This is a genomic window from Pseudomonas sp. A-1 (assembly GCF_004801855.1).
Taxonomy (GTDB): domain Bacteria; phylum Pseudomonadota; class Gammaproteobacteria; order Pseudomonadales; family Pseudomonadaceae; genus Geopseudomonas.
The window spans coordinates 1-10,799 of record NZ_SSTC01000105.1 but is presented as its reverse complement, the minus strand read 5'-3'; the positions used below and the strand labels follow the sequence as shown (position 1 = coordinate 10,799).

General features: G+C 69.5%; 12 protein-coding genes, 3 tRNA genes and 1 pseudogene. 9 read left to right on the top strand and 7 right to left on the bottom strand.

Annotated features, from left to right (window positions below; all coding sequences use genetic code 11):
• Positions 1-230, bottom strand: a pseudogene (locus E5198_RS21635) (YdcF family protein); the annotation flags it as partial.
• A 110-nt stretch (positions 231-340) separates the two neighbouring features.
• Here E5198_RS21635 and E5198_RS18385 point away from each other — a divergent pair.
• The 5 genes from E5198_RS18385 (at position 341) to arfA (ending at position 5,500) form a co-directional block, all read left to right on the top strand.
• Positions 341-784 (top strand): thioesterase family protein, encoded by a 444-nt coding sequence (locus tag E5198_RS18385; protein ID WP_136491403.1) that lies wholly within the window; start codon positions 341-343, stop codon positions 782-784.
• Between the two features lie 98 nt (positions 785-882).
• Positions 883-3,501 (top strand): leucine--tRNA ligase, encoded by a 2,619-nt coding sequence (gene leuS, locus E5198_RS18380; RefSeq protein WP_136491402.1) that lies wholly within the window; start codon positions 883-885, stop codon positions 3,499-3,501.
• A gap of 61 nt (positions 3,502-3,562) precedes the next feature.
• A complete protein-coding gene (gene lptE, locus E5198_RS18375) occupies positions 3,563-4,150 on the top strand; it encodes an LPS assembly lipoprotein LptE (RefSeq protein WP_136491401.1) in 588 nt (195 codons plus the stop codon).
• A 37-nt stretch (positions 4,151-4,187) separates the two neighbouring features.
• Entirely contained in the window at positions 4,188-5,225 is a 1,038-nt protein-coding gene (gene holA, locus E5198_RS18370) for a DNA polymerase III subunit delta (RefSeq protein ID WP_136491400.1), read from the top strand.
• Positions 5,226-5,323: 98 nt separating this feature from the next.
• Entirely contained in the window at positions 5,324-5,500 is a 177-nt protein-coding gene (gene arfA, locus E5198_RS18365) for an alternative ribosome rescue factor ArfA (protein ID WP_136491399.1), read from the top strand.
• Between the two features lie 3 nt (positions 5,501-5,503).
• On the opposite strand, the gene E5198_RS18360 is transcribed toward arfA, so the two are convergent.
• From E5198_RS18360 to E5198_RS18350, 3 genes are read right to left on the bottom strand one after another with little or no spacing between them, the layout of a single operon-like run.
• Positions 5,504-6,214, bottom strand: coding sequence for an energy-coupling factor ABC transporter permease (locus E5198_RS18360; protein WP_136491398.1), 711 nt, complete (start codon positions 6,212-6,214; stop codon positions 5,504-5,506).
• Positions 6,211-6,678, bottom strand: coding sequence for an FAD/FMN-containing dehydrogenase (locus E5198_RS18355; RefSeq protein ID WP_136491397.1), 468 nt, complete (start codon positions 6,676-6,678; stop codon positions 6,211-6,213). Before E5198_RS18355 ends, E5198_RS18360 begins: the two co-directional genes overlap by 4 nt.
• Complete coding sequence (locus tag E5198_RS18350; RefSeq protein WP_136491396.1) at positions 6,675-7,100, bottom strand: GNAT family N-acetyltransferase; 426 nt, start codon at positions 7,098-7,100, stop codon at positions 6,675-6,677. The genes E5198_RS18355 and E5198_RS18350 overlap by 4 nt, the downstream gene beginning before the upstream one ends.
• 99 nt (positions 7,101-7,199) lie before the next feature.
• Here E5198_RS18350 and E5198_RS18345 point away from each other — a divergent pair, with 99 nt between their 5' ends.
• The 3 genes from E5198_RS18345 (at position 7,200) to E5198_RS18335 (ending at position 9,456) form a co-directional block, all read left to right on the top strand.
• On the top strand, positions 7,200-7,829 hold the full coding sequence (locus E5198_RS18345) for a DUF1780 domain-containing protein (protein WP_136491395.1): 630 nt from the start codon (positions 7,200-7,202) through the stop codon (positions 7,827-7,829).
• A 94-nt stretch (positions 7,830-7,923) separates the two neighbouring features.
• On the top strand, positions 7,924-8,097 hold the full coding sequence (locus E5198_RS18340) for a DUF3094 family protein (protein WP_136491394.1): 174 nt from the start codon (positions 7,924-7,926) through the stop codon (positions 8,095-8,097).
• 60 nt (positions 8,098-8,157) lie between these two features.
• A complete protein-coding gene (locus tag E5198_RS18335; RefSeq protein WP_136491393.1) occupies positions 8,158-9,456 on the top strand; it encodes an NAD(P)/FAD-dependent oxidoreductase in 1,299 nt (432 codons plus the stop codon).
• Between the two features lie 127 nt (positions 9,457-9,583).
• Here the strand turns inward: E5198_RS18335 and E5198_RS18330 are convergent.
• The 3 genes from E5198_RS18330 to E5198_RS18320 form a co-directional block, all read right to left on the bottom strand.
• Positions 9,584-9,658: transfer RNA gene (locus E5198_RS18330), tRNA-Lys, on the bottom strand.
• Positions 9,659-9,663: 5 nt separating this feature from the next.
• Positions 9,664-9,740, bottom strand: a tRNA-Pro gene (locus E5198_RS18325).
• 9 nt (positions 9,741-9,749) lie between these two features.
• Positions 9,750-9,825: transfer RNA gene (locus tag E5198_RS18320), tRNA-Asn, on the bottom strand.
• Between the two features lie 192 nt (positions 9,826-10,017).
• Between E5198_RS18320 and E5198_RS18315 the strand changes: the two genes are divergently transcribed.
• A partial coding sequence (locus tag E5198_RS18315) for a DUF1631 family protein (protein ID WP_168772557.1) occupies positions 10,018-10,799 on the top strand: 782 nt, incomplete at its 3' end.

Below are 10,799 nucleotides of genomic sequence, written 5' to 3'. Positions count from 1 at the left end.
GCCAGCGTCGGCCACGCCGCCCGCTCCAGCGCCGGCTCGTGCTCGAGCAGGCGCGCGCCCAGCTCGACCACCGCCGGCAGGCTCATCAGCCACAGGCCGCCCAGCCCCAGCACGGCGCAGGCCAGCGCCCGGCGCGGACGGCGCGTCCGCCACCAGAAGGCGAGCAGCAGGAGCAGCAACAGGCCGCCCGGCGGCAGCAGCAACTGCTTGAACAGATAGCGCAACGGCACCGCAATCCTCCTTGTCCCGACCGGCGACGGTCGCGGCATCATAGAGTGGATTCGTTCCGACCCTCCCCCTTAGCATGGCGCTCCATTCGCCACTTCGCAGGAATCCCGCCATGACCACCCGACCCGATGCCCCGGCCCTGGCCGTCGACAGCCACTACGAACTCGACTACCGCGTGGCCGGCAGCGACTCGCCGCGCACCCTGTGCAGCGAGCCCGGCGACGACTTCCCCGACGTGCTGGCCACCGCGCGCATGGTCGGCCTGATGGAGCTGGCCGCCGCCCGCCTGATGCGCCCGCTGCTCGGGGACGGCGAGCTGTCGGTCGGCGTCGGCGTCGACGTCACCCACCTGGCCGCCACCCCGCTGTTCGAGACGGTGCGCGCCCGTGCCACCTTCCTCGGCATGGAGGGCAAGCTGTACGCCTTCCGCGTCGAGCTGTTCGATGCCGGCGGCAAGGTCGGCGAGGGCCGCCATACCCGCGCCATCGTCGCCACCGAGCGTCTGCTGAAGAGCACCGAGAAGCGCCTGCAGGCCGCCCGCGAAGCCCGGGCATGACGCCCGCGCCCCCTCGGATCAGGGTTTCCCCAGATCCGCGGGGGTCATGTATGCTTAGGGGCTTTCGTTACCCCCCTCTTTTCCAGTCCGGCAGAGCCATGCACGAACAGTATCAGCCCCGCGAGATCGAAGCCGCCGCGCAGTCCCACTGGGACGCGCACCAGTCCTTTGAGGTGAGTGAGCAGCCCGGCAAGGACACCTACTACTGCCTGTCGATGTTCCCCTACCCGAGCGGCAAGCTGCACATGGGCCACGTGCGCAACTACACCATCGGCGACGTGATCGCACGCTACCAGCGCATGCTGGGCAAGAACGTGCTGCAGCCGATGGGCTGGGACGCCTTCGGCATGCCGGCGGAGAACGCCGCGATGCAGAACCAGGTGGCGCCGGCGGCCTGGACCTACGCCAACATCGACTACATGAAGACCCAGCTGAAGAGCCTGGGCCTGGCCGTCGACTGGTCGCGCGAGGTCACCACCTGCAAGCCGGACTACTACCGCTGGGAGCAGTGGCTGTTCACCCGCCTGTTCGAGAAGGGCGTGATCTACCGCAAGAACGGCACCGTCAACTGGGACCCGGTGGACCAGACCGTGCTGGCCAACGAGCAGGTGATCGACGGCCGCGGCTGGCGCTCGGGCGCGCTGATCGAGAAGCGCGAGATCCCCATGTACTACTTCCGCATCACCGCCTATGCGGAGGAGCTGCTCGCCGACCTCGACAAGCTCGACGGCTGGCCCGAGCAGGTCAAGACCATGCAGCGCAACTGGATCGGCAAGAGCTTCGGCGCCGACATCGAGTTCGACTACGACGCCGCCAGCTGCGGTGGCGAGGGCCGCCTGAAGGTCTACTCGACCCGCCCGGACACCCTGATGGGCGCCACCTACGTGGCCGTCGCCGCCGAGCACGCGCTGGCCCAGCGCGCCGCCGAGGGCAACGCCGAGCTGGCCGCCTTCATCGCCGAATGCAAGTCCGGCTCGGTGGCCGAGGCCGACGTGGCGACCATGGAGAAGAAGGGCATGGCCACCGGCCAGTTCGTCGTCCATCCGCTGACCGGCGACAAGCTGCCGGTGTTCGTCGCCAACTACGTGCTGGCCGGCTACGGCGAAGGCGCGGTGATGGCAGTGCCGGCCCACGACGAGCGCGACTTCGAGTTCGCCAACAAGTACGGCCTGCCGATCGTGCAGGTCTACCGCCAGGCCGAGGGCGACGCCGCCTTCGACGCTGCCCAGTGGCAGGACTGGTACGCCGACAAGGCGAACCTGGTCACCGTCAACAGCGGCAAGTACGACAACCTGGAGTTCCAGGCCGCCTTCGACGCCATCGTCGCCGACCTGGAAGCAACCGGCCACGGCGAGAAGCAGACCCGCTTCCGCCTGCGCGACTGGGGCATCAGCCGCCAGCGCTACTGGGGCTGCCCGATCCCGATCATCCACTGCGACGCCTGCGGCGACGTGCCGGTGCCGGAAGACCAGCTGCCGGTGGTGCTGCCCGAGGACGTGGTGCCGGACGGCGCCGGCAGCCCGCTGGCACGCATGCCCGAGTTCTACAGCTGCAGCTGCCCGAAATGCGGCGCGCCGGCCAAGCGCGAAACCGACACCATGGACACCTTCGTCGAGTCGTCCTGGTACTACGCCCGCTACGCCTCGCCGCAGTTCGCAGGCGGCATGGTCGACAAGGCCGCGGCCAACCACTGGCTGCCGGTCGACCAGTACATCGGCGGCATCGAGCACGCCATCCTGCACCTGCTCTACGCGCGCTTCTTCCACAAGCTGATGCGCGACGAGGGCCTGGTCGACAGCGACGAGCCGTTCACCAACCTGCTGACCCAAGGCATGGTGATCGCCGAGACCTACTACCGCCTGCAGGAGAACGGCAGCAAGCTGTGGTTCAACCCGGCCGACGTCGAGGTCGACACCGACGCCAAAGGCAAGGCCATCGCCGCGCGCCTGAAGAGCGACGGCCTGCCGGTGGAAATCGGCGGCACCGAGAAGATGTCGAAGTCGAAGAACAACGGCGTCGACCCGCAAACCATGATCGAACAGTACGGCGCCGACACCTGCCGCCTGTTCATGATGTTCGCCGCTCCGCCGGAAATGAGCCTGGAGTGGTCCGACTCCGGCGTCGAGGGCGCCTCGCGCTTCCTGCGCCGCGTCTGGCGCCTGGCCCAGGCCCACGTCGCCGCCGGCCTGCCGGGCGCGCTGGACAGCGCCAGCCTGAACGATGCTCAGAAGGACGTCCGCCGCGCCATCCACCAGGCCATCAAACAGGCAAGTACCGATATCGGCCAGTTCCGCAAGTTCAACACCGCCATCGCCCAGGTGATGACCCTGATGAACGTGCTGGAGAAGGCACCGACCTCGAGCGCGCAGGACCGCGCCCTGCTGCAGGAAGGCCTGGAGGCCGTGACCCTGCTGCTGGCGCCGATCACCCCGCACATCAGCCATGCCCTGTGGCAGGCGCTCGGCCACGGCGACGCGGTGATCGACGCCGCCTGGCCGGCGGTCGACGAGTCCGCCCTGGTGCAGGACACCCTGACCCTGGTGGTGCAGGTCAACGGCAAGCTGCGCGGCGAGATCCAGGTCGCCGCCGGGGCCAGCCGCGAGGAGGTCGAGGCCGCCGCGCGCGCCAACGAGAACGTGCTGCGCTTCACCGAAGGCGCGACCATCCGCAAGGTGATCGTGGTCCCCGGCAAGCTGGTCAACATCGTCGCCAACTGACCGACACCGTCCAACCTGCCGCCCGCCCCGCGCGGGCGGCGTTTCACACGAGGGATGCCTGATGAAACGTAGCCTGTCCGGCCTGCTGCTGGTGATGCTGACCACCCTGCTCACGGCCTGCGGCTTCCAGCTGCGCGGCACCGGCAGCGACGACTTCGCCCTGCAGGAGCTCGGCCTGAGCGCCCGCGACGCCTACGGCGAGACGGTCAAGGACGTGCGCCGCATGCTGGAAAGCAGCGGCGTGCGCGTGCACGGCGGCGCGCCCTACCAGCTGGTGCTGGTGCGCGAGGACCAGCGCCAGCGCGCCGCCAGCTACACCAGTGCGGCGCGCAGCGCCGAGAACGAGCTGAGCGCCAGCCTCGACTACGAGGTGCGCAGCGGCAACCTGCTGCTGCTCGCCGACCGCCTCGAGGTGCAGAAGGTCTACGTGCACGACGCCAACAACCTGATCGGCTCCGACCAGGAGGCCCAGCAACTGCGCGTCGAGATGCGCCGCGAGCTGGTCCAGCAACTGGCCATGCGCCTGCAGCAGCTGAACCCGGCGCGCCTCGCCAGGCTGGAGGAAACCGCCCGCGCCAAGGCCGAAGCCGAGGCCCGCGCCGCCGCGGAAGCCGAGCGGCAGAGCGCGCCGACGGCTCCGGCCCACTGATCGGACACGGGGCCTGCGGGCCCCGTTTTTCCTGCCGATGAAACTCAACCCCGCCCAACTGGCCAAGCACCTGCAGGGTCCGCTCGCCCCGGTCTACGCGGTCAGCGGCGACGACCCGCTGCTGTGCCAGGAGGCCTGCGACGCCATCCGCGCCGCCTGCCGCGCCCGCGACTTCAGCGAACGCCAGGTGTTCCACGCCGACGCCGGCTTCGACTGGAACCTGCTGCGCGAGGCCGGCGCCAGCCTGTCGCTGTTCGCCGAGAAACGCCTGCTCGAGCTGCGCCTGCCTTCCGGCAAGCCGGGCGACGACGGCGTCGCCGTGCTGCTCGACTACCTCGCCCGCCCGGCCGAGGACACCGTGCTGCTGCTCAGCCTGCCCAGGCTCGACGGCAAGGCGCAGAAGAGCAAGTGGGCCAAGGCGCTGATCGACGGCGAGCACTGCCAGTTCGTGCAGGTCTGGCCGGTGGATGCCGCGCAGCTGCCGCAGTGGATCCGCCAGCGCCTGGCCCAGGCCGGCCTGTCGGCGAGTGCCGAGGCCATCGACCTGCTGGTGGCGCGCATCGAAGGCAACCTGCTGGCCGCGGTGCAGGAGATCGAGAAGCTCAAGCTGCTGGTCGAGGGCAACCAGCTGGATGCCGCCACCGTGCAGGCCAGCGTCGCCGACAGCGCGCGCTTCGACCTGTTCGGCCTGCTCGACGCGGCGCTGGCCGGCGAGGCGGCGCACGCCCTGCGCATGCTCGAGGGCCTGCGCGGCGAAGGCGTGGAGGCGCCGGTGATCCTCTGGGGCCTGGCGCGCGAGCTGCGCCTGCTCGCCGGCCTGGCCCAGCAGCATGGCCAGGGTCTGCCGCTGGAGCGGCTGATCGCCCAGGCCAGGCCGCCGATCTTCGGCAAGCGCCAGGGCCTGGTCGGCCGCGCCGTGCAGCGCCATCCGGCCAGCCGCTGGAACCAGCTGCTGCGCGACGCCCAGCGCATCGACGAGCAGATCAAGGGCCAGGCGCCCGGCAACGCCTGGAACGGCCTGGCGCAACTGACCCTGGCGATCGCCGGCGTGCGCCTCAACCTGCCCAGCGAATAGTTCCGCTCGATTTGCGCACGACATCACTGGACATTTTTCGTACAGCGGCCGATGATGCGCGCGCCGGCACGCTCGCCGGCTCCGCACGAGGAAAGGTCATGGCCAAGCCACGCAAAGCCGGCCCGAACAAGGCCAAATCCCTGGTCGCCCAGCCCCTGTTCCGCTGCCGCCAGGAACGACCCGCCAAGGGCAAGGGCAGCTACCGCCGCGAAGCCTTCCGGTTCACCGACCGGGAGGCTTCTTGCTATGCGGGCCCGGAAAAGCGCGCAGCCTGAGCCTCAGCTCCCACCGTCCTCCTCCTTCCTGTCCTTGTCCTCCTCCTTCCACGGCGCCTGCAGGTAGCGGGTGCGGTTGAAGGTCTCCAGCCACTCCGGGTAGTACACCACCAGCGCGGTGACCACCGTGCCGTTGATGAACGCCTCGGGGAACATGATCAGCCACAGGTAGCCGGCGAAGTCGTCCAGCCAGGGCGGCATCTGGTAGATGCCGTCCACCAGCAGCACGCCGAGGCCGGCCAGCAGCACCAGCACGGCCACCAGCGCCGCCGGGAAGAAGCCGCTGAAGAAGATGTAGACGAACAGGTTGCGCGGCTGCAGGCGCTCGACGCCGCGCGCGCAAGCCTCGGTGACCAGCACCGGGATGAGGATCAGCAGCACCGCGTTGACCCCCAGCGCCGCGGCATCCTGGCGGCCCAGGCCGACCAGCGCCAGCTGCGCGACGAAGGCCGACAGCACCGCCAGCGGCCAGTCGAGCAGCAGGGTCACCGCGGTCATGCCGATGAAGTGGAAGGACAGCCCGGAGGCGAAGTCGCGGCGCACCAGCCACAGCAGGAACAGCGCCAGCACGGTGCCAAACAGCAGGTGCTGGCGGCGGAAGTCGCTGAACAGCTCGACCCAGGGCGCATGCCACAGCGCCGCCAGCAGCAGCGGCAGGAACAGCAGGGCGCCCAGCCACAGGCTGGATTCGCTGAGCAGCGCGGCGGTGATCACGGCGCGACCTGCTCCAGCGCCGCGCGCAGCGCGAGCGCGTCGCTGAAGGTGCGCCGCTCGCGCAGCACGCCCTGCTCCAGCTGCAGCCAGAGCACGCCGCCCTCGGGCGCGGCGTACTGCGGCACCACCTGCGCCTCGCGGTCGAGCAGCACGCGGTAGCTGTAGTCGCGCATGGCCGGAATGGCGAACAGCTTGCCGATCAGCCCGGGCATGCGGCTGATGTCGGCGACGAACAGCGCTCGGCGCGCCTCCAGGTAGCCCTTGGGCCGCCCTTCCAGTGCGGCGTCGAGCAGCTTGGCGCCATCCATGCTGCGCGCCACCAGCAGGATGCGCAGGTCGTCGTTCAGGGTGTAGGGCGCGTCGAACTGATCGCTCAGGGTCCAGGGCGCCAGGCGCTCGCCGCTCTCCAGCGCCTGCGCGCTGCCGGCCAGCAGGGCCAGGCCCAGCCATATCCAGGGTTTCATCGTGGTTGCTCCAGGGTGGAAAAGACGCGGATGTCGTGGCGCTCGCCCCAGCCGCGGCGGGCGCGCCAGAAAGCCAGCGCCGCGGGCTCGCCATCGAGGACGAACACGTGGCTCTTGACGATGCCCTGCGCCGCCAGGCGCGCCAGCACCGCGGCGATCAGCGCCGAGGCGATGCCGAGGCGCCGGTAGTACGGATCGACCGCCAGATGCTGCAGGTAGCCGCGCCGACCGTCGTGGCCGGCCAGCAGGCTGCCGACGATGGCGCCATCCGCCTCGGCCACCAGGCTGAGGCCGGGATTGCGCGCCAGGTAGGCGCAGTAGGGCTCCAGGGCGTCCTCGGCGCGCAGCTGGATGCCCGGCGTGCGCGCCCACAGGGCGTGGAGGACGGCGTGATCGTCGGGGGTGGCTTCGCGCAGCTGCATGGCTACTCCGGGGGTCGCTATGCCGAGTTTACACCGCAGCCGCAGCGGCCAGAGCGGCTGCGACAACCTGGCGGGGCCGCCGGCGACTACACTTGCGGCATGGACGAACGCGACTACCTGCACCATCTGGTGCGCCAGGCCGAGGCGGCCACCGACTTTCTCTCCAACGGCCGCAAGTGGGAGCGCGAACGCTGGGTCTGCCAGCGCCTGCTGCAGGCGCTGAACATCGCCCACCGCACCGAGGACTTCGCCGCACCGGCCCAGCAGCCGCCGGACGTGCTGTACCGCGACGCCTGCTTCGAGGTGTTCTTCGTCATCGACGAGGGCCGGCGCCTCAACGACGAATGGCGCGAGGAGCTGGAGCGCCGCCGCGCCGCCCGCACCCTGGCCCAGCTGCAGCGCCACGAACCCCGGCCGCGGCGCATCCCGCTGAGCGAGGTGCAGCAGCGTCTCGGCCCGACCCTGCGCAAGAAGGCGCACAACTACGACGAGCGCGGCATCGACCTCGGCGAGCTGGACCTCCTCGCCTACATCAGCTTCAAGCGCGAGATCCCCGACTTCAACAGCGCCTTCCCGCCCCCCAGCGAGTACCTGCGCCAGGGCTGGCGCTCGCTGTCGATCGTCGGTCCCAACTACGCCCGCGTGCTGTTCGCCCACGCCGACGCCCCGGCTTTCCTGCGCGACAACCAGGCGCGCACCCTGCTGTTCGACGTGGAGATGGGGCTGTGAGCCTCTCCTCCCGGAGTCTTTCCTCCCAATGCGGCATTGAGCCGCACATGACGCAACGCCTAGAATGGTCGCATTGCCTTTTTTCGAGACTGCCATGTCCAGCCGTCTGAACCCCGAGGACCAGCGCCGGGTCGAGCACTATCTCAGCTCCCCGCAGCATCAGGTCAAGCGCCAGCCGTTCCGGCCCTGGCGCCTGATGCTCGCCCTGCTGGCCGTGGTCGTCGGCCTGGGCCTGCTGAGCCGCCTGCTGAGCTCGCTGGTCACATGATCGCCCTGCAGGCCGCCAGCCAGTCGCTCCCGGTTTTTCCAAGCCTTGTGAGACATCCCCATGACCCATCACATCGTGATCGTCGGCGGCGGCGCCGGCGGGATCGAACTCGCCACCCGCCTGGGCCGCAGCCTGGGCAAGCGCGGCCAGGCGCGCATCACCCTGGTTGACGCCAACCTCACCCACATCTGGAAGCCGCTGCTCCATGAGGTGGCCGCCGGCTCGCTGAACTCCTCGGAGGACGAGCTGAACTACGTGGCCCAGGCCAAGTGGAACCACTTCAAGTTCCAGCCCGGGCGCATGTGCGGCCTCGACCGCGCGCGCAAGACCATCCTGCTGGCCGCCAAGCATGACCAGAACGGCGTCGAGCAGGTGCCTGCGCGCGAGATCGCCTACGACACCCTAGTGCTGGCGGTCGGCAGCAAGACCAACGACTTCGGCACCCAAGGCGCCGCGGAACACTGCCTGTTCCTCGACTCGCGCGACCAGGCCGAACGCTTCCACGACCTGCTGCTCGACCAGTACCTGTGCGCCCACGCCCAGGCCCGCCAGCACGGCAGCGCGCAGATCAACCTGGCGATCGTCGGCGCCGGCGCCACCGGCGTCGAGCTGGCCGCCGAACTGCACCATGCCGCCCTGCTGCTGGCCGACTACGGCCTGGATGGCATCCGCCCGGAAAACCTCAACCTGACCCTGATCGAGGCCGGCCCGCGGGTAGTGCCGGCGCTGCCCGCGCGGCTCAGCGGCATCGTCCACGGCACCCTGGAGAAGCTCGGCATCAAGGTGCTGGTCAACTCGCCGGTCCGGGAAGTCACCGCCGAGGGCCTGCATACCGCCGACGGCCAGTTCGTGCCGGCCAGCCTCAAGGTCTGGGCCGCCGGCATCCGCGCTCCGGGCTTCCTGCGCGAGCTGGACGGCCTGGAAAGCAACCGCATCGACCAGCTGGTGGTGCTCCCGACCCTGCAGACCAGCCGCGACGAGAACATCTTCGCCCTCGGCGACTGCGCTGCCTGTCCGATGGCGGACGGCAAGAACGTGCCGCCGCGCGCCCAGGCGGCGCACCAGCAGGCCTCGCTGCTGGCCAAGTCGCTGGCGCGCCGCCTTCAGGGCGAACCGCTGCTGGAGTACCGCTACCGCGACTACGGCTCGCTGATCTCGCTGTCGAGCTTCAGCGCGGTGGGCAACCTGATGGGCAACCTGACCGGCGACGTGATGCTGGAGGGGCGTCTGGCCCGCTGGTTCTACATCTCGCTGTATCGCCTGCACCAGATGGCGCTGTACGGCCCGTTCCGCACCCTGCTGCTGATGCTCAGCGACCGCCTCGGCCGCAGCACCGAGCCGCGTCTCAAGCTGCACTGACGGCAGCACCCGACCGGCGGCACAACCGCCGGTCGCCCTGCTCAGGCGGGCAAAAAACGCGCGCAAACAAAAAAGCCGGAAGGCCTCGCGGCACTTCCAGCTTCTTGTCCTTCCGAGGAAGGGAATGTGGTGGGTCGTGTAGGGGTCGAACCTACGACCAATTGGTTAAAAGCCAACTGCTCTACCACTGAGCTAACGACCCAAAACTGGTCGGGGTAGAGAGATTCGAACTCCCGACATCCTGCTCCCAAAGCAGGCGCGCTACCGGACTGCGCTATACCCCGCCTGGAAGTTGGCTCCGCGACCTGGACTCGAACCAGGGACCCAGTGATTAACAGTCACTTGCTCTACCGACTGAGCTATCGCGGAACGTCGAGACTTCCAACCCTCTACGGTGATCGGTGTTGCCGATTTCCCGTGTCAGTGGCGCGGCATTCTACGGATTTATATTTCTCCGTCAACCCCCTGCGGCATTTTTTTTCCATGCTTGGCAGAGCCCCCGGCACTTGTTATATGTGCACTCCTTTCGAGAGTACAGGGCGCGGGCCCGCCAGATCCTCCATGAGCCACACGCCACCGCCAGATTCTCCCGTTCCCCTCGCCCTTGCCGGGCGCAGCATCCGCCCACGCTTCGGCCAGTTGGAGCAGGGCTGCCGCCAACTGGTGATGAACCACCTCGACCAGCAGCTGGCATGCGCCTTCGAACAGGTCGACGACGCCCTGTTCGCCCAGGCCGAAAAGGCCGCCAACAACCTCGAGCAGGCGCTGTACTTCGACGGCATGCGCGCGGTGCGCCAGCAGCGCACGCAGATCGTGCGCCGCTTCCACCAGCAGCTCGCCGGCGGCTTCGCCGCCTACCTCGAGGGCCTCAATCCCAACAGCGCCACCCCGCCGCCCGAGGAGCGCCAGCCGCTGTCGCTGCTGGCCCACGAGGAGCTCGAGGAGAACGTGCTGCTGACCAACATGGTCAAGCGCTGCCGACACCACTGCCAGGCGCTGCTGCCCGCGCTGGAGGAGCGCCTGGCCCAGCTGTGCCCGGACCCGCAGGCCGCCCTGCACGAGGACAGCCCCTTCTCTCCCGAGGCCGTCGCCGGGGCCTTCCGCCTGGCCCTGCCCGGCGAAGGCCTGCCGCTGGCGATCCGCCGCGTCCTCTATGCGCTGTTCGAGCAGCAGGTCATGGCCTCGCTGGACGAGCTGTACACGGCCCTCGACCGGCGCCTGCGCGAGGCCGGCATCCTGCCCCGCCAGGAAGAGCGGCCGACCCGGCCTCGCCACCCGGAGCCGCCCGTGCAGCGCAGCGAGCGCCCGGCCGCCCAGCGGGCGCCGGTCGCCACCGCGACGAC

Excerpts from the sequence above, each read along its gene's own strand:
- leuS (WP_136491402.1), top strand. The coding sequence starts at position 883 with ATGCACGAACAGTATCAGCCCCGCGAGATCGAAGCCGCCGCGCAGTCC.
- E5198_RS18350 (WP_136491396.1), bottom strand. The coding sequence starts at position 7,100 with ATGCAGCTGCGCGAAGCCACCCCCGACGATCACGCCGTCCTCCACGCC.
- E5198_RS18335 (WP_136491393.1), top strand. The coding sequence starts at position 8,158 with ATGACCCATCACATCGTGATCGTCGGCGGCGGCGCCGGCGGGATCGAA.
- arfA (WP_136491399.1), top strand. The coding sequence starts at position 5,324 with ATGGCCAAGCCACGCAAAGCCGGCCCGAACAAGGCCAAATCCCTGGTC.
- E5198_RS18340 (WP_136491394.1), top strand. The coding sequence starts at position 7,924 with ATGTCCAGCCGTCTGAACCCCGAGGACCAGCGCCGGGTCGAGCACTAT.
- E5198_RS18355 (WP_136491397.1), bottom strand. The coding sequence starts at position 6,678 with ATGAAACCCTGGATATGGCTGGGCCTGGCCCTGCTGGCCGGCAGCGCG.
- lptE (WP_136491401.1), top strand. The coding sequence starts at position 3,563 with ATGAAACGTAGCCTGTCCGGCCTGCTGCTGGTGATGCTGACCACCCTG.
- holA (WP_136491400.1), top strand. The coding sequence starts at position 4,188 with ATGAAACTCAACCCCGCCCAACTGGCCAAGCACCTGCAGGGTCCGCTC.
- E5198_RS18345 (WP_136491395.1), top strand. The coding sequence starts at position 7,200 with ATGGACGAACGCGACTACCTGCACCATCTGGTGCGCCAGGCCGAGGCG.
- E5198_RS18385 (WP_136491403.1), top strand. The coding sequence starts at position 341 with ATGACCACCCGACCCGATGCCCCGGCCCTGGCCGTCGACAGCCACTAC.